16 protein-coding genes and 1 riboswitch are annotated in these 17,240 nt (G+C 73.0%); of the genes, 5 read left to right on the forward strand and 11 right to left on the reverse strand.

The genetic code is table 11. The annotated features are described in order from the left end of the window. The 4 genes from nirB to KHA85_RS14185 all read right to left on the reverse strand — a co-directional run. Nucleotides 1-2,473: nitrite reductase large subunit NirB (gene nirB / locus KHA85_RS14170; protein WP_213186300.1), on the reverse strand; the 2,473-nt coding region annotated here is incomplete at its 3' end. Between the two features lie 169 nt (nt 2,474-2,642). Then, nucleotides 2,643-3,329: a DUF3239 domain-containing protein gene (locus KHA85_RS14175; RefSeq protein ID WP_063974134.1), complete on the reverse strand. Its 687-nt coding sequence runs from the start codon at nt 3,327-3,329 to the stop codon at nt 2,643-2,645. Between the two features lie 57 nt (nt 3,330-3,386). Further along, nucleotides 3,387-5,054: a DNA repair helicase XPB gene (locus KHA85_RS14180; RefSeq protein ID WP_213186301.1), complete on the reverse strand. Its 1,668-nt coding sequence runs from the start codon at nt 5,052-5,054 to the stop codon at nt 3,387-3,389. Nucleotides 5,055-5,121: 67 nt separating this feature from the next. Further along, nucleotides 5,122-7,524, reverse strand: coding sequence for a helicase-associated domain-containing protein (locus KHA85_RS14185; RefSeq protein WP_213186302.1), 2,403 nt, complete (start codon nt 7,522-7,524; stop codon nt 5,122-5,124). Nucleotides 7,525-7,627: 103 nt separating this feature from the next. Here KHA85_RS14185 and KHA85_RS14190 point away from each other — a divergent pair, with 103 nt between their 5' ends. Then, nucleotides 7,628-7,828 carry a hypothetical protein gene (locus KHA85_RS14190; protein ID WP_007626822.1) on the forward strand — a complete coding sequence of 67 codons (201 nt, stop codon included), beginning with the start codon at nt 7,628-7,630 and terminating at the stop codon, nt 7,826-7,828. Nucleotides 7,829-7,938: 110 nt separating this feature from the next. Here KHA85_RS14190 and KHA85_RS14195 read toward each other — a convergent pair whose 3' ends face one another. Together KHA85_RS14195 and KHA85_RS14200 are read right to left on the reverse strand one after the other, a co-directional pair. Next, on the reverse strand, nt 7,939-8,577 hold the full coding sequence (locus tag KHA85_RS14195) for a transglycosylase family protein (protein ID WP_007626820.1): 639 nt from the start codon (nt 8,575-8,577) through the stop codon (nt 7,939-7,941). Between the two features lie 11 nt (nt 8,578-8,588). Continuing rightward, nucleotides 8,589-8,748: riboswitch (cyclic di-AMP (ydaO/yuaA leader) on the reverse strand. Nucleotides 8,749-8,929: 181 nt separating this feature from the next. Continuing rightward, on the reverse strand, nt 8,930-9,217 hold the full coding sequence (locus KHA85_RS14200; protein WP_007626818.1) for a hypothetical protein: 288 nt from the start codon (nt 9,215-9,217) through the stop codon (nt 8,930-8,932). A gap of 117 nt (nt 9,218-9,334) precedes the next feature. Here KHA85_RS14200 and KHA85_RS18340 point away from each other — a divergent pair, with 117 nt between their 5' ends. Further along, nucleotides 9,335-9,736: a cold-shock protein gene (locus KHA85_RS18340; protein ID WP_213186307.1), complete on the forward strand. Its 402-nt coding sequence runs from the start codon at nt 9,335-9,337 to the stop codon at nt 9,734-9,736. Nucleotides 9,737-9,790: 54 nt separating this feature from the next. Here KHA85_RS18340 and KHA85_RS14210 read toward each other — a convergent pair whose 3' ends face one another. The 3 genes from KHA85_RS14210 to KHA85_RS14220 are packed head-to-tail and all read right to left on the reverse strand — an operon-like array spanning nt 9,791 to nt 12,574. Beyond that, nucleotides 9,791-10,300, reverse strand: coding sequence for a DUF2771 family protein (locus tag KHA85_RS14210; RefSeq protein WP_007626815.1), 510 nt, complete (start codon nt 10,298-10,300; stop codon nt 9,791-9,793). Continuing rightward, nucleotides 10,297-11,688, reverse strand: coding sequence for an MFS transporter (locus tag KHA85_RS14215; protein ID WP_063974137.1), 1,392 nt, complete (start codon nt 11,686-11,688; stop codon nt 10,297-10,299). Before KHA85_RS14215 ends, KHA85_RS14210 begins: the two co-directional genes overlap by 4 nt. Further along, nucleotides 11,681-12,574, reverse strand: a complete 894-nt coding sequence (locus KHA85_RS14220) for a glutaminyl-peptide cyclotransferase (protein ID WP_063974210.1) — start codon at nt 12,572-12,574, stop codon at nt 11,681-11,683. The genes KHA85_RS14215 and KHA85_RS14220 overlap by 8 nt, the downstream gene beginning before the upstream one ends. Before the next feature lie 58 nt (nt 12,575-12,632). On the opposite strand from KHA85_RS14220, the gene KHA85_RS14225 reads away from it, so the two are divergent. Beyond that, the gene (locus tag KHA85_RS14225; RefSeq protein ID WP_213186303.1) at nt 12,633-13,544 is read left to right on the forward strand and encodes a DUF3027 domain-containing protein; all 912 of its coding nucleotides are present in this window, start codon (nt 12,633-12,635) and stop codon (nt 13,542-13,544) included. A gap of 6 nt (nt 13,545-13,550) precedes the next feature. On the opposite strand, the gene KHA85_RS14230 is transcribed toward KHA85_RS14225, so the two are convergent. Beyond that, nucleotides 13,551-13,820: a DUF2530 domain-containing protein gene (locus tag KHA85_RS14230; protein ID WP_061229327.1), complete on the reverse strand. Its 270-nt coding sequence runs from the start codon at nt 13,818-13,820 to the stop codon at nt 13,551-13,553. Between the two features lie 75 nt (nt 13,821-13,895). Between KHA85_RS14230 and KHA85_RS14235 the strand changes: the two genes are divergently transcribed. Both KHA85_RS14235 and KHA85_RS14240 read left to right on the forward strand, forming a co-directional pair. Further along, entirely contained in the window at nt 13,896-15,365 is a 1,470-nt protein-coding gene (locus tag KHA85_RS14235; protein WP_213186304.1) for an NCS2 family permease, read from the forward strand. A 27-nt stretch (nt 15,366-15,392) separates the two neighbouring features. After that, a complete protein-coding gene (locus KHA85_RS14240) occupies nt 15,393-16,229 on the forward strand; it encodes a TrmH family RNA methyltransferase (protein WP_213186305.1) in 837 nt (278 codons plus the stop codon). Nucleotides 16,230-16,260: 31 nt separating this feature from the next. Here KHA85_RS14240 and KHA85_RS14245 read toward each other — a convergent pair whose 3' ends face one another. After that, a complete protein-coding gene (locus KHA85_RS14245) occupies nt 16,261-17,187 on the reverse strand; it encodes a DUF6928 family protein (protein ID WP_213186306.1) in 927 nt (308 codons plus the stop codon). Nucleotides 17,188-17,240 lie beyond the last annotated feature (53 nt).

The following is a 17,240-nucleotide window of genomic DNA, read 5'->3' on the forward strand; positions in this document are numbered from 1 at the left end:
GCTGCTCGAACTGCACGGTGGGGTCCGGCGCCTCGGGGGCGTTGACGAACGAGACGAACCGGGCGAGCTTGTCGGGATCGTCGAGCACGGCCGCCCACTCGTCCACGTAGCCGGCGACGTGCGCCTCCATGCGTTCCTCGAGCTCGGCGGCCAGGCCGAGCGAGTCGTCGCACACGACCTCCCGCAGGTGGTCGAGCCCGCCCTCGAGCGCCTCGAGCCACGGCGCCATGCGCTGCAACCGCTCGGCGGTGCGGACGTAGAACATCACCGTGCGGTCGATGTAGCGGATGAGCTGGTCGTCGGTGAGGTCGCCGGCCAGCAGCTGGGCGTGCCGCGGGGTCGCGCCGCCGTTGCCGCCCACGTAGAGGTTCCAGCCGTTCTCGGTGGCGATCACGCCGACGTCCTTGCCCCGGGCCTCCGCGCACTCGCGCGCACACCCGGACACGGCCATCTTGATCTTGTGCGGCGCCCGCAGCCCGCGGTAGCGGGTCTCCAGCAGCACCGCCATCGCGACCGAGTCCTGCTGTCCGTACCGGCACCAGGAGGTGCCCACGCAGCTCTTGACCGTGCGCAGCGACTTGCCGTACGCGTGGCCGGACTCCATGCCCGCGTCCACCAGCCGCCGCCAGATGGCGGGGAGCTCCTCGACGCGCGCGCCGAACAGGTCGATGCGCTGGCCGCCGGTGACCTTGACGTACAGGTCGTGGTCGCGGGCGATCTCGCCGATCACGATGAGCTGCTCGGCCGTCACCTCGCCGCCGGGCATCCGCGGCACCACCGAGTAGGTGCCGTTCTTCTGGATGTTGGCCAGGAAGTGGTCGTTGGTGTCCTGCAGCGCCGCCTGCTCGCCGTCGAGGACGTGGTCCGAGCTGGTCGAGGCGAGGATCGACGCGACCGTCGGCTTGCAGATGTCGCAGCCTATCCCGCGCCCGAAGCGCCCGATCAGGCCGGAGAACGTGCGGATGCCGGTGACGGTGACGATCTCGAACAGTTCCGAGCGGGACTGGTCGAAGTGCTCGCACAGCGCGGTGGACTGCTCGACGCCCTCGGCCTCGAGGACCTGACGCATGAGCGGAAGGCACGAGCCGCACGAGGTGCCGGCCCGGGTGCACGCCTTGAGGGCGGGCACGTCGCACGCGCCGCCGCAGATGGCCTCGCGCAGGTCGCCCTTGGTGACGGCGTTGCACGAGCAGATCTGCGCGTCGTCGGGAAGTGAGTCCACGCCGACGCCGGAGTCGGCCGCCGCGCCCGGGGTGATGAGGGACAGGGGATTGGACGACGGCAAGGTGCGGCCCAGCAGCGGCTTGAGCAGTTGGTAGGGGCCCGCGTCGCCGACGAACACGCCGCCGAGCAGGGTCAGGGCGTCGTCGCTGAGGACGAGTTTGCTGTAGGTGCGGGCGACCGGGTCATCCACCACCACCTCGAGGCAGTCGGGCGTACGCCCGTGGGCGTCGCCGAAGCTGGCCACGTCGACGCCCATGAGCTTGAGCTTGGTGGCGAGGTCGGCCCCGGTGAACTCGGTGCCGGCGTCGCCGGTGATCTGCCCGGCCGCGACCTCGGCGGAGGTGTATCCGGGGCCGACCAGGCCGTAGCAGGTGCCCTCGATGGCCGCGCACTCGCCGATCGCGTAGACGTGCGGGTCCGACGTGCGGCAGGCCCGGTCGGTCAGCACGCCGCCGCGCTCGGCCACGGCGATCCCCGCCGCGCGGGCGAGCTCGTCACGGGGCCGGACTCCGACGGAGAACACGACGAGGGCCGCGTCGACGACATCCGTCTCGCCGTCGTCGGAGGACAGGGCGACGCGGAGCCCGGCGGCGGCGCTCTCCTCGATGGCCGTGTCGGTCACGCTGAGGTGCACGTCGATGCCGCGGTCGCGGATGAGGTCGCACAGCAGGGCGCCGCCGCGGCCGTCGACCTGGACGGGCATGAGCCGGTCGTTGCGCTCCACGACGTGCGGGACCAGGCCGAGCAGGCTCAGCGCGTTGGCGGCCTCGATGCCCAGCAGCCCGCCGCCGATCACCACGCCGTGCGCGCCCGCCCCGGCCCGCTCGGCGGCCGCGCGGATCGCGTCGAGGTCGTCGAGCGTGCGGTAGACGTGGCAGCCGGGCAGGTCGTGGCCGGGGACGGGCGGGACGAACGCGCGCGAGCCGGTCGCCAGGACCAGGGTGTCGTAGTCGACGTGCTCGCCGGAGTCGAGCTCCACGCGCCGGGCGGCGGTGTCGATCGCGGTGACGAGCCGGCCGGACCGCACGGTGACGCGGGGGTCGGCGGAGTGCCGCGCGTCGTCGAGGTGCAGGGCGTCGCGCTCCCACGCGCCGACGTAGGCGGACAGTCCGACGCGGTCGTAGGCGGGATCGGGTTCCTCGCCGATCACCGTGACGGCCACGTCGGCGTCGGCGTACCGCGAGCCGAGGGTGGAGACGAAGCGGTGGGAGACCATCCCGTGCCCGACGACGACGATGTGCTCAGTCATTCCTGGACCTCCTTGGCGTGCCTGTGCGGATCAGGCTAGGAAGGAGGTGTTGCGGCGCTGTGGCGTCGGGTCACGGTCCCGTGACGCTTACTTCACATCGGTCCCGGGGCCGGGTGAGGGGCCGGTCGGCGGGCGGCTGCGGCGTGTGCCGGCGGGTGCGGTGAGACCCTCAGTCGAGGGGGAGCAGGCTCGTCGGCACGGCCTGGACCTCGGTGACGCGGTCGATGTTCTGCCGCAGCCGCTCCCACTCACCCGAGGGGATCTCCTTCTCCAGCCGGCGCAGCGCCGCCTTGTCGGAGGTGGCCCACGCGACGGGCATGGGGGAGATGAACTGGTAGAGGTTGTCGCGGCCGCGGGCGCTCCGGTTGCCCACCACGGCGACGCAGGGCACGCGCTCGCCGACCCTCGACTCGTGGCCCGGGATCGGTCCGCAGTTGCGGGCCACGAGGGCGGGCAGCTTGCCGGCGGACCGGTCGACGGCCCGGTCGACCAACGCCAGCAGGGTCACGCCGCGCGGGCGCACCTCGGCGATGACGGCCGGGACGAGCTCAGAGGTGGAGTAGGTGTGCTGCATCGACCCCATCTTGCGGGGGATGTAGCCGACCATCGCGAGGCAGCCGATCGCGAACGCGCCGGCCACCACCGCGATGATCCAGCCCCACGCCGCGAACTCCGCGTAGACGAGCATGCCGATGCCGGCGGCGAGCACGATGACGCCGAGGATGCCCGCCGACCACTGCAGGCGACGCACCTCGGCGAGGCTCTCGTTGTTCTTGCGGACCCAGGCGTCGTCGACGGGGATGTCGGCGAGTCGGTACTGCTCGTGCGGGTTGCGTGGGGAGCGATCGGCGGCCATGGCGCCCAGTATCCCAGCACCGGCGACGGCCGGGCCCGCGGGTGACCGCCGCGGGCGTCAGCCGACCTCGGGGATGGGCGGGCCGAGCAGGTCGTCGGCGTCGACGATCCGGTACGCGTACCCCTGCTCGGCGAGGAACCGCTGGCGGTGCGCGGCGTACTCGGCGTCGAGGGTGTCGCGGGCGACGACCGAGTAGAAGTGCGCCTGCCCGCCGTCGTGCTTGGGCCGCAGCAGTCGACCGAGCCGCTGCGCCTCCTCCTGACGCGAGCCGAACGTGCCCGACACCTGCACCGCGACGCTGGCCTCGGGCAGGTCGATCGAGAAGTTGGCGACCTTGGACACCACGAGCTTGGAGATCTCACCGTTGCGGAACTGGTCGAACAGTTTCTCGCGCTCCTTGTTGGAGGTCGACCCCTGGATGACGGGCGCGTCCAGTTCGGCGCCGAGCTCCTCGAGCTGGTCGAGGTAGGCGCCGATCACCAGGGTGGGGGCGCCGGCATGGCGCGCGAGGATCTTCCTGACCACCGGGATCTTGGTGCGGGCGGTCGAGCACAGCTTGTACTTGTCCTCGGCCTCGGCGGTCGCGTACAGCATCCGCTCGTTCTCGGTGAGCGTCACGCGCACCTCGATGCAGTCGGCGGGCGCGATCCACCCCTGCGCCTCGATGTCCTTCCACGGGGCGTCGTAGCGCTTGGGCCCGATGAGGGAGAACACGTCGCCCTCGCGGCCGTCCTCGCGCACGAGCGTCGCGGTCAGGCCGAGGCGGCGGCGCGACTGCAGGTCGGCGGTCATGCGGAACACGGGCGCGGGCAGCAGGTGGACCTCGTCGTAGATCATCAGGCCCCAGTCGCGGGAGTCGAACAGCTCCAGCGCCCGGTGCACGCCCTTGGTCTTGCGCGTGACCACCTGGTATGTGGCGATGGTGACGGGCCGGATCTCCTTGCGCTCACCGGAGTACTCGCCGATCTCGTCCTCGGTGAGGGTGGTGCGGGCCAGCAGTTCCCGCTTCCACTGGCGCCCGGCGACGGTGTTGGTCACCAGGATGAGCGTGGTGGCCTTGGCCTTGGCCATCGCGGCCGCGCCGACCATCGTCTTGCCGGCGCCGCAGGGCAGCACGACCACGCCGGAGCCGCCCGCCCAGAACGAGTCGGCGGCCATCTGCTGGTAGTCGCGCAGCTCCCACTGCTCCTCCTCGGTGGACAGCGCGATCTCGTGGGCCTCGCCGTCCACGTAGCCGGCGAGGTCCTCGGCGGGCCAGCCCACCTTGAGCAGCTCCTGCTTGAGCCGACCGCGCTCGGAGGGGTGCACGATCACCGTGTCCGCGTCGATGTCGGCGCCGAGCATGGGGGCGATCTTCTTGTGCCGCTTGACCTCGGCGAGCACGGCGGAGTCGAGGGAGACGAGCGTCAGGCCGTGCACCGGGCTCTTGACCAGCTGCAGCCGGCCGTAGCGCGCCATGGTCTCGGCGATGTCCACGAGCAGCGGTTGCGGCACGGGGAAGCGGGAGTAGGAGACCAGGACGTCGACCACCTGCTCGGCGTCGTGTCCGGCGGCCCGGGCGTTCCACAGGGCCAGCGGGGTGATCCGGTAGGTGTGGACGTGCTCGGGCGCGCGCTCGAGTTCGGCGAAGGGGGCCAGCGCCTGTCGGGCGTCGGCGGCCTGCTCGTGGTCGATCTCCAGCAGCACTGTCTTGTCCGACTGGACGATCAGCGGTCCACCGCTCACTTCGGGCCTCCTCGGGTCTCTCGCCGGGCCCGCGTGGGCCCGACCCTCCATTGTCCAGAAATCCGCGTCAGCGCGTGGGTTCGACGTCGGAGACGGAGATCACCCGGTGCAGCGGCAGGACGACCGGCTCGGCCGAGTCCGGCTCGATGCCCTCGATCCGGCCGCCGCCGACGGAGGCGGGGACGACCAGCCGGGCGGAGGAGCGGCCCGCGGCGTCGACCACGGAGACGGTGACGGCCGTGCCGGTGCCCGCGGCCTCGTGCAGGCGGGCGATGGCGGCCTCGCCCGTGTACGCGCCCGCGGAGGTACCGCGCGCCGAGCGCACGCGGTCCGCGGAGCGCATCGCCGCGACCGCTGCCCGCAGTTCGGAGGTGGTGGGCGCGCGGGTCGGGACGCGGGGCGCCCGGGTGGTGCGGGACTCGCGGACGCGGGCGGCCGGCCGGGACAGCGCGACGACCGCTCCGGAGGTGTCCTCCACGACGGGGGCGAACCCGTGCGCGCGCAGCGCCTCGACCAGGTCGAGCGGTCGGGCCTGGGAGACCAGGACGGTGGGCGCCACCGAGCGCAGCGCGGCGCTCTCCGCCACCGGCGAGCCGAGGACCTGCGCGACGAGGGACGGATCGTCGCAGCGGATGAACGACAGGGCGGTGCCCACCCGCAGGCGACCGTGGCGGCGGGCGACGTCCTCGATCAGGTAGTCCAGCGACTGCGGGACAGGGGTGACGGACGTGCGGGCGAGCATCTCGCGGATGCCCGCGGCCGTGCGTCCGGCGTCGAGCGCGCGGCGCAGGGACGTCTCGGTGACGCGGTAGGTGGTGGCGGCGCCGGCGGACTCGACGTCGGCGAGGAGGGCGAACTCCGCCGCCAGCTCCGGGGTCAGCGGGCCGGGGGCGAGGATCGTCAGGTCCGCCTGGACGATGACCTCCGACACCGGGGCGGGCAACGCGGCGGTGAGGATCGGTTCCAGGTCCTCGACGACCGCGCCGCCGGAACCCCCGGAGACACCCGCGCCGGAGACCCCCGCGCCGTGGGTGGCGTCGACCAGGTGGCGGGCGGCCGAGGTGGCCACGGTCCCGACGACGAGTCCCATCCGTCGCGCCTCGGCGACGGTCTCCGAGACGGGCCGCGCACCCGCACGCGAGAACCACACCGGCGCCGACCAGCGCACCACCTCGGGCAGCAGGGCGTCGGCGGGTTCGGCCGCGGGGTCCAGGGCGGCCAGCGCCTTCAGGACGCGGCCGCGTTCCGTCGGTCCGGGCGGGCCGACGGGCTCGCCCAGTGCGGGCAGGGTCCCGCCGCCCTCGAGCTCGGAGCCGACGCGCCACGGGGTGCGCGGCATCGACCACCACGCCACGACCAGCTCGGCCCAGCGGCGGGCGGGCTCGCGCGCCGACCACACGTCCGCGGCCTCGGTGGGCGCCCACACCGAGTCGTAGTCGACGTCCCCGACCTCGGCGTCGCCGACCGCGATGAGGCCGGCGGCCGCGAGGACCTCGAGCAACAGGGGCAGCTCGGACTCCTCGAGCGCGGCCGCCCGCGCCACCCGGCGCAACTCGCGGACCCCCACGCCGCCGGCCTTGAGGGTGGCCGCCGGGGCGGTCGAGAGCGCCGCCAGCACCGAGTCGCAGCGGTGGAGCAGGTCGAGGGCCGCCACGCCGCCGGAGGCGTCCACCTCGCGGGCCCGCCCGGCACCCGCCCCGGCGCGAGGCGTCGCCCAGGCCGGTGGGTGGAGCAGGGACGAGCCGTCCGCGCGGGCCCCGTGGCGCGCCCGGTCGAGGGCGTGGGCGCGGGGCACGACCCGCTCGGCGTCGTCGTCGCCGGTGAGCTCCGCCAACCCCGCCTGGGCGAGTTCGACCGCGGCCGCGCGCACGGACTCCGACGCCCCGGCCCCGAGCGCACCGGCCGGGATGCGCCCGCGGGCGATGGCCTCGAGGACCCCCGCCGCAGCCGAGGACAGGCCGCCCCACGCCGCCTCGAGATCGGCCCCGGCGGGCTCGCCCGGATGAGGGGCCACCACGGGAGCCGACCGGATCGCCACCGCCGTGACGGGCACCATCCGCGCCGAGTCCTCCTCGCCCCAGATCAACGCGAGTTCGCGGAGACGGGCCACGGCGGCGTGGAAGACGGGCTCGTCGTCGTCGACACCCAGTCTCCCCGTCACCGCGCCGAGCGGTACGGCCCCGGAATCGGCACCGACCGCGGCGGCTGCGGCCGCCACGAGCAGCTCCGGCCACGACAACGTCCCCACCGCCCGCGCGGTGGACGCCGGCAGGCGCAGGCGCGAGGCCAACACGTCCAGCGAGGCGGGCGGGGGAGTGGCCACGTCCGGGCGCAGCTCGCACACGCGCACGAGGGCGTCGTCGGACAACCCGGCGAGCCAGGCGGGGAAGTCCGGCGCGTCGGCGGTGGCGCCACGGGAGGCGGCGCCGCGGGAGGTGGCGCCGCGGGAGGTGGCTCGGGAGCTCGGCATGATCCGTCCCAGCCTAGTGAGACCGCGGCGGCCGTGAGAACCGGTCCGCGTGGGAACCGACCCACCTGCTGCCGAATCGGGTCGGAGGTGAGAGACTACAGGCGTGGCTGCCAAGAAGAATCTGACCTATGACAACCCGGGTTGGCCCGACGCCTCGTACGGCGAGCACCCGGTCACCGAGCTCGCCGCGCTGGTCGCGGGAGGCCTGTCGCCGTTCGGGCAGGAGACCTTCCCGCTCCCGCAGGAGCGACTCGGTTACATCCACCCGTACACCAAGATCAACGGCGCGCCCTGGGTCGCCTGAGATCCGACCTCCGGCGCGGCGCCGGGGAACGCGAGAAGGGCCGCCACTCCCTGTAGGGGGTGGCGGCCCTTCCTCGTGGCCCGGGTACCGCTCGGCGGGTGTCGCCGGTGTCAGTTGGCCAGGTAGGTGGCGACGAAGCCGTCCACCAGGTCCTGGTTGCCGGCGTAGGCGGCGTCGACGGCGGCCTTGTTGGCCTCGTAACCCTCGGTGATCGGGAGGAAGACACCGCGGCTCTCGGCGAACGCCTTGAGAGTGGCCACGTGATCGGCGGCGCTGACCTCGGCCGGGGCGGCCGGGGCGGCCGTATCAGCGTGCGGGCGCGGGGCCGGAGCCGGCTTCGGGGCCGACAGGTCACGCGGGGTGGGCGCCGAGTTGAGGCCCAGCTTGGCCGAGCAGGCGGGCCATGCGCCCCAGCCCTGGCCGGCGAGGGTCTTCTCGGCGATCGCGATCTGCTGCTCGCGCGTGGCCTGGTTGGCCGTCGGCGCGTACTGCGTGCCGCCGTAGGCGGCCCAGGTGCTCGGCGAGAACTGCAGACCGCCCTGGTAGCCGTTGCCGGTGTTGATGGCCCAGTTGCCGCCGGACTCACACTGGGCCAGACGGTCCCAGTCGGAGTCGGGCGCGGCGTTGGCGGCCGGCGCGAGGGCCAGGCCCGCGGCGGAGAAGGCGGTGCCGGCGAGCACGACCTTGACGGCGGTCTTGGGCGCGGAGGAGGGGGTGGCGGCGCGGTGGCGTCCGGTGTACGAGGTCATGTACGCGTCAGTCCTTTTCACTCTGTGCCTACGAGGTGAGCTGTCGGGTTCGGAAACGAGTGCGTCCGGCCGCCGGCGGCGGCTTCACCCCAAGGCGACCTCCGGTCGCCGGGCCCGTCGTGGGCCCTGTCGGGTCCCCCGTCCCCGCCCGGGTAATGGTCACAGTGGCGTCGGCCGCAGGGCGGGGTTCGGTGGGTGCGGCCGATGCCGACTCGCTGACGAGTCTGCTACGGAACAGTAGCGGTTCGATGCCGGATCGTCACCATTCTGAAATAAAAGAAGCTCGCCCGGGCGGAGATAGCGCGCTGTTATCTGCTCGTTACCTGGGTCGTTACCACGAGGGTGGAGTTGGTCACACCCTGGGCGGGCGCGAGCCGAGAATGGCGTACGCGAGGCCCAGCAGGAAGCCCACCGGAGTGAAGAACATCGCGCCGAGGTACAGGATCGTCGGCGCGTCACGGTCGAGCACGAACGGCGTCAGCGCGGCGACGATCGTGAAGACGACCCCGATCGCGAAGATGATCAGCGCGGCCACGAACAGCCCGCGGCGACGTGGCCGCGCGGGCGCGTGCGCGTCACCGGAGGCGGACGCGTCGGGTGTCCAGGGGTCGTCGGCCGGGCGTCGATCGTCGGAGGTCACACAGGGGAGGGTACCGCTCGCCTCGCGGCCGTCACCAACGCGCACGAGGGTAGTCTCTGATCGTCAGTGGAGTTGTCGGTCGCGCCCGTGCGCGCCCGGGACGGAAGGTGGTTCGCGGTGCCCAGCGGCAAGGTCAAGTGGTACGACGCGGAGAAGGGGTTCGGCTTCCTGTCCCAGGAGGGCGGCGAGGACGTCTACGTACGCGCGGACGCGCTCCCCGCCGGCGTGGAGACCCTGCGCCCCCGTCAGCGTGTGGAGTTCGACATGGTCTCCGGCCGCCGCGGTCCGCAGGCGCTGCGCGTGGTGATCCACGACGAGCCGACCGTCGCCGAGGAGCGCGCCCCGCGCGGCGGGCCCAGGCGCTCGCCCGATGAGCTGCACGGGATGGTCGAGGACATGATCAAGGTGCTCGAGTCGACCGTCCAGCCGGAGTTGCGGCGCGGTCACCGACCGGACCACAAGATCTCGAGCCGGGTTGCCTCGGTCCTGCGCGCGGTAGCGCGCGAGCTGGACGCCTGATCCCGTCACGGCGCAGGGCCGGGGCGAGGGCCCGGCTCCAGTACGTTCGGTGGGTCAGTCCTCGTAGGTGAAGCCGACCGACCACTCGCCGTTGAGGATCGACTCCGAGCCGTCCGCCGCGTAGACGATCGCCACCGCCCGGATGGCCAGGCCCTCGATCCGGCCCTCCTCCGGGGTGGTCACGGGCACGAGGAGCTGGCCGGGTCCGTCCGCCTCGACCGTGTAGTCGCGCACCCCGTCGGCGCGGACCTCGTAGACGTCCATCGTCGCGGACCGCAGCTCGCCGGGTAGCCGGACCGTCAACGTGTGCTCGTCCTGCACGTGGAATTCGCCGACCGGGTTGGTGTACGTGTTGCCGTCCAGGTCGGTCGCGGTGAACGGGAGGACCTTCTCCTGCCCGCGGTCGGTGGCGACGGTGATCTCGGGCAGCGCCCCGTAGCGGGACTCCGACCCCTGCCACGCGCCGACGATCGCCGCGATCATGATGATCATCCACGCCAGGATCGCCCAGGTGATCGGGCGGACGCGGGGGCCGGTCGACGGGGCATCACTCAGGGAACTCACCCCTTCATTCTGCCGAGCAGGTGGCCGCCGAGCGCACCCGGGTCACGGGGCCCGCCCGGGAACCGCGGCCGGTCGCCGCCCAGGCCGGGGACGAGGGTGGAGCCGCGAGCGGTGAGCAGTGACTGCGCGAACAGCAGGGCGCCGACCGAGGCGATCATCGAGAACCCGATCGTGAAGTCGGGCGGCAACAGCACGCCCAACGCCCCGCCCGCGACCCACGCCAGCTGCAACGCGGTCTCGGACCGACCGAACGCCGACGAGCGGGCGGCGTCGGGGATGTCGGTCTGGATGGACGCGTCCAGCGCCACCTTGCCCAGTGCGCTGCACACGGCGGCCACCAGCGCCAGGACGGCCGCGCCCCAGAGCGTGCCGAGGAATGCCGCGACGACGGCCGTGGCCAGCGCCGCCCCCGCCGCCGTGCTCGTGATCCGGCCCGGGCGCCCCAGCGGCAGTCGGGCGCCGACCGCGTTGCCGGCGAAGGTGCCCAACCCGCCGGCCGCGCCGGCGATCGCGAGCAGGCCCGCCTGTTCGAGGGCGGACGCGTCCTCCTGCGCCTTGGCGACGAAGGCCAGATACAGGGTGAGGAATCCCGTCATGAACCGCACCAGCGAGACCGCCCAGAGATTCGCCAGGACGTTCCTGCCGAGCGGCCGGGTGAGCACGGCGCGCAGGCCACGTCCCACCGAACCCCCGTGTCCCGACCACAGGGTGGCGGATTCATCGTCCTCCGACGCCTCGGCGTGCGCGGGGATCGTCATGGACACGTAGGCCGCCACGAGGGCGACCGCGGCGAGCAGCCATAGCGCGGTGGGGGAGTCCCAGATCCATGCCACGGCGCCGGCGGCGGCCCCGGCGACGACGCTGCCGCCGACGTGTCCCAGCACCGTCAGGCGGGAGTTGGTCCGGACCAGGTCCAGCGCCGGTGGCAGCACGTGCGGGGTGATGGAGGCCTTGACCACGCCGAACGTCTTGGACAGCACGAGCATGCCCAGGGCGAGCGGATAGAGCAGCCATGTGTCGAAGTTCAGGCCGAGGATCACCGCGAGCACCGCACGCAGGGTGAACGTCAGCGAGACGGTGAGCCGACGGCCACTGCGCAGGCGGTCGAGGGCAGGGCCGATGACGGGCGCGATCAGCGCGAACGGGGCGACCGTCACCAGCAGGTACAGCGCGACGTTGCCGCGTGACTCCGCGGTCGCCGCCGAGAAGAACAGGGTGTTGGCGAGGGCTACCGCGAGGATGGCGTCACACGCGAAGTTCGCGATGGTGACGTAGCTCAGCGGCGCCAGCCCCGAGCGGTCCGCACCGTCGGCGTGGAAGATCCGGCGCACCCCCCGCCCGGTGGAGGCGGCGGCCCGCCGTGCTGGTCCCCGGGGGCGCTCACCCAACGAGTCGCACCTCGTACATCTGCGGCCACAGCTTCCCGGTGACCAGGAGGCTCTCCGAGCCCGGCAGCGACGCGATCCCGTTGAGCACGGCGTCCGGGTCGGCCGGCCGGGGCCGGCCGAGCTGCGCGGCGTCGTAGATGGCGGTGACCTCGCCGGTGGCGGGATCGATCCGGATGATCTCGTCGGTCATCCACACGTTCGCCAGGACGTCGCCGTCCACACACTCCAACTCGTTGAGCCGGGGCACCGGCGTGCCGCCCGAGGTGACGGCGACGGTGCCGACCGGTTCGAACGTGGCAGGGTCCCGGAAGGTCAGCGTGTCGGAGCCGTCGCTCATCACCAGCCCGGAGCCGTCGAAGCACAGGCCCCAGCCCTCGCCCTGGTACGTGGCCTCGGACCGGACCTCGAGGGTCTGCGGGTCACGGTTGTGGGCGACCCCCTTCCTCCACGTCAGCGTCCACAGCGTGTCGGGGGTGACGGCCAGGCCCTCGCCGAACTCGTCGTCCGCCATCTCCACGGTCACCGCGTCCCCACCCTCGAGCGGCCGACGCTGCACCACCGAGTCGCCGTACCGGCCCGTCGACTCGTAGACCTCGTCGCCGACCACCTGCAGGCCCTGGGTGAACAGGGCGGGATCGTGCTCCAGCGTGCGCATGACCTCGACCGAACCGCGGACCGGCTGCGGCTCCGACGGGCCGACCGGGACGCGCGGGGCGGTGGACCCGGTGGACGACGAACCGGCGGGCGCGCTGGAGGACGCCAGCGAGGTCCCGGCCGCAGTGGTGGGGCTCGGTTCGCTCCCGTCCCCGGTCGAGCACGCCGTCAGCGCGGCGATCAGGCTCAGGGACACGACGAGGGGGCCGACCGGGCGGCGGACACTGCTCATGCCCCCAAGGATGCCGCACGACGGGCCGGACCGCGCCCTCCCCGCGATGATGCGCATAATGGGGGACGTGAACACCGAGGTAGGCACGGATCAGGGGGCGACCGTCGCGGGCACCGATGAGGAATCGGGCTTCGACTCCGAGCTGCGTGAGCGGCTGGCCTCGGCCGTGGACGTGGCGCGGGCGGCGACCGAGGAGTTCGCCATCACCGGCGTGGGCGAGCACCTCGGGACCACCGTCGAGGCCGCGTACACCACCACGCACCGTTTCGCCTCCGAATTGCCCGGGTACCGCGGGTGGTACTGGGCCTGCGTGCTCGCCCTCGTCCCGGGCGGTGAGGTGACGGTCGACGAGATCGCGCTGCTGCCAGGGGACGACGCGCTGGTCGCGCCCGAGTGGGTGCCGTGGGAGAAGCGGATCCGGCCCGGGGACCTCGGCGCGGGCGATCTGTTGCCACCCGCGGAGGACGACGAGCGGCTCGTCCCCGGGTACGTCTCCAGTGGAGACGAGGCGCTCGACGAGGCCGCCGGTCCCATCGGACTCGGACGTCCGCGCCACCTGAGCCGGCAGGGCCGGTCGGCCGCCGCCGAACGTTGGACCGCCGAGCGGGGGCCCGACACCGAGATCGCCCGCAGCGCCAAACACCACTGCGGCACGTGCGGGTTCCTGGTCCCCCTCGCCGGCTCGCTCGGCACGATGTTCGGGATCTGCGCCAACGAGTACTCCGCGGACGGTCAGACCGTGCACCTCGAGTACGGCTGTGGCGCGCACAGCGAGACCGAGGTGCCGAAGGACACGACGCCGCCGGTACCCGAGGCGTACGACGACGCGGCCGTCGACGTGGTGGTCCTGCCGCAGCAGCTCGCCGCCTCGGCCCGCGCCCGCTCAGCGGGGGACACCTCGGCCGGGGAGGCCGGGACCGGAGAGACCGCGTCGGGGGCCGAGGGGTCGACGCCCGCGGACGAGGCCTAGCGCCGCTCAGTCGCGGTCGAAGTCCAGCCCTCGCTGGGCACCCGCGCTGCCCCGCAGGACCGCGCGCCGCTGCAGCGCGTAGACGAGCGAGCCGACCGCGCCGACACCGATCCCCACCGCGCACAGCACCACGGTGCGCATGTCGACGTCGGTCATGAGCGTGTGGGCCAGCAGGGCCAGGGTCCACGCCAGCGTCCCGAGGATCACCACGGGACGCGGGTCCAACAAGTAGGTCGGGATCGGCGGTACCCGCGTGTCCTTCGCCTCATCCGTCATGCCCGCGACGCTACCGCAGGTACGTGGCCGGTTACTCTATGACGGTCCCCCACCCATAGCCAGGAAGGTCGCCAGATGTCGCAGAGCACCGGGGCCGCGTCGCAGCCCCCCGCCGGGATCGGGGCGGTCGACCGCTACTTCAAGATCAGCGAGCGGGGCTCCACCGTCGCGCGTGAGGTCCGCGGCGGGCTCGTCAGCTTCTTCGCGATGGCCTACATCATCATCCTCAACCCGCTGATCCTCGGCTCGGGTGTGGATGTCGAGGGCAACCAGCTGTCGATCGTCGAGATCGCCGCCGTCACCGCCTTCACGGCCGGCGTGATGACCATCGCGTTCGGCGCCATCGCGCGGTACCCGTTCGCGTTCGCGACAGGCCTCGGCATCAACTCGCTCGTCGCGGTGACGATCGCCCAGCAGGTGACCTGGGCCGAGGCCATGGGTCTCATCGTCATCGAGGGCGTCATCATCGTGATCCTCGCGATCACCGGGTTCCGCACCGCCGTGTTCAACGCGGTCCCCGCCGACCTCAAGGCCGCGATCGCGGTCGGTATCGGCCTGTTCATCGCCATGGTCGGCGTGGTCGACTCCGGGTTCGTGCGCCGCCTGCCGGACGCCGCCAACACCACCGTCCCGGTCGGCCTCGGTATCGGCGGCTCCATCGCGTCCTGGCCGACCTTCGTCTTCGTCGTCGGCCTCCTCCTCTGCGGAGTCCTCGTCGCCCGGAAGATCCGCGGCGGTCTGTTCATCGGCATCGTCGTCACCGCGGTGTTCGCGGTCATCGTCGAGGGCTTCGCGAACGCCGGTCCGTCCGTCGTCGACGGCGAGCCCAATCCCACCGGCTGGAGCCTCGCGGTGCCGGTCATCCCGGACTCCCTGGGCGGCATCCCCAACCTCTCGCTCATCGGCAACGTCGACCTCATCGGCGCGTTCACCCGCATCGGCCCGCTGGCCGCCGGACTGTTCGTCTTCACCCTGCTGCTCGCCAACTTCTTCGACGCCATGGGCACGTTCACCGGCCTCGGCAAGGAGGCCGAGCTCATGGACGACAAGGGCAACCTGCCCAGCATGAAGAGCGCCCTCGTGGTCGAGGGATTCGGCGCCGTCGCCGGCGGTCTGACCTCGTCGTCGTCGAACACGGTCTTCCTCGAGTCGGCCTCCGGCATCGCCGAGGGCGCGCGCACCGGCCTGGCCAACGTCGTCACCGGCGTGCTGTTCCTGCTCGCGATGTTCTTCACCCCGCTCTACGAGGTGGTCCCGGTGGAGGCCGCCGCCCCCGCCCTCGTGATCGTGGGCGCGCTGATGATCGCCCAGATCAAGCAGATCGACCTCAGCGACTTCTCCATCGCCCTGCCCGCGTTCCTCACGATCGTGGCGATGCCGTTCACCTACTCGATCGCCAACGGCATCGGCATCGGCTTCATCGCGTGGGTCGTCATGGCGACCGCGACCGGCAAGGCCCGCACCGTGCACCCGATCCTCTGGATCGTCGCGGCAGCGTTCGTCCTCTACTTCGCGATCGGCCCCATCACCGACGCGCTGGCCTGACCGGCCGGCGGGAGGAGCGACCGAACCGTGCACGTCGTCGACGTCTCCGATCCCGCCGACCCCCGGCTGGACGATCTCCGCGACCTCAACAACTCCGACCGCCGACCCGACCTGCCCGGCGGTCGGGGACTGGTGATCGCCGAGGGCACCTACGTGGTGGGCCGCATGCTGCTGTCCCGCTTCCGGCCCCACGTTCTGCTCGGCACCGACTCGCGCCTGCAGCAGCTGCGACGCGAGGCCACCGCCGAGGGGTGGGACGCCGACGAGCGGGCCGGCGACGCGGTCTACCTGCGCACCACCAAGGACGTCCTCAGCGAGGTGATCGGCTTCCGCTCGAGCCGTGACATCCTCGCCGCCGCCGACCGGCCCAGGCCGCTGGCGGCGGACGAGGTCGTCGACGGGGCCCGCACCCTCGTCGTGCTCGAGGGCGTCAACGACCCGGAGAACCTCGGCGCGATCTTCCGCAACTGCGCGGCGCTCGGCGTGGACGGGGTCCTGTTCGGCGCCGCCACCGGGGACCCGCTGTACCGGCGGGTCGTGCGCGTGTCGATGGGGCACGTCCTGCGGCTGCCGTTCGCGCATCTGCCCGGCACGCCGACCACGTGGCAGCGGAGCCTCGACGACCTCCGCGAGCGCGGTTTCCGCACCATCGCGCTGACCCCCGCCGCCGAGTCCCCCCTGTCCCGCGCCGTCGACGCCGAGAACGTCGCGTTCGTGCTGGGTGCCGAGGGACCGGGCCTGACCGAGCACGCCATGCGCGCCTGCGACGTGCGCGCCGCCATCCCCATGACCGACGGCACGGACTCGCTCAACGTGGCCACCGCCGCCGCGGTCGCGTTCTACGAGCGGGCCCGGCGCGACTGACCCCCCGCGCGACCGATCCCCGGCGCGACGACTACCGCGAGCGGCGGCGCGCTCGGCGGGACACCTCGTCGACGCCCCGGCGGACCGCGTCCCCGACCAGCCCGGCGAGCCCGCGGATGCGCTCGACGCCCGCGGCCCGACGCGGGCCGGCGCCGGAGGGCAGGCGTTCGTAGTCGTCGTCCTCGTACGGGGACGCACCCCCCGTGCGCCCGCCGTCGGCGCCCGTCCCGTCGGCGCCGCCCTCCGCTGCGCGCGACGAGGCGCGACGCGAGGCGGCGTGGAGCTCGGCGCGCCCCGGCATCCCCACCACGTGCAGCGCGGGACCGGCCGGTGGGGTGTGCTGCCGGACCTCGCGGCGGCCGTCGGTGGCGAAACCGTGGACCGGCACGTCCAGGCCACCCGGCTCGAGGTCGAAGCCGAGCCAGTCACGGTGCGCGGCGTGGAGAAGTGACGACGGCGAGAACGGCAACGCCAGGGGGTTGTCGTCCGCCCCGTCGGGCGGGAACTCGCCGGCCCAGTACGGGCGCTCGAACGGCAGCGGCATCCCCTCGTCCTCGACGATCCGGTCGTCCGCCCCGGCGAACGCCCGGATCAGGCGCCCCGATTCCCAGCGGGCGAACCCGCTGACCCCGTCCTCGGGATCCTGCGCGAACAGCAGGACGGTGGGCGCCTCCACCAGGCGCAGCCACGTGTCCGCCGCGGCCGACGGCACGACCGGGCCCTCGACGGGCGTCTGCACCACCGTCAGTCCGGGGAAGGAACCCACGTAGATCTCACCCTGGCCGGCCGACGCCGACCGGTTGAGCGGGAACGCGCCCAGCGACGCCACGGTCACGGTGGGGAACAGGCGGGACAGCAGGCGGCGGGCGAAGCCGGGATCCGACGGATGCCCCGCCCGGATGGGGGCGGCGGGGTCGTCGGTCGCCAGGTACCAGAAGGTCGCGACGTGATGGCCCATGTCCTTGACTCAGTCGTCCTTACCGCGGACCCCGAGGAGGACGTCCTCCCACG

The organism is Dietzia massiliensis (assembly GCF_018390595.1).
Taxonomy (GTDB): domain Bacteria; phylum Actinomycetota; class Actinomycetes; order Mycobacteriales; family Mycobacteriaceae; genus Dietzia; species Dietzia massiliensis.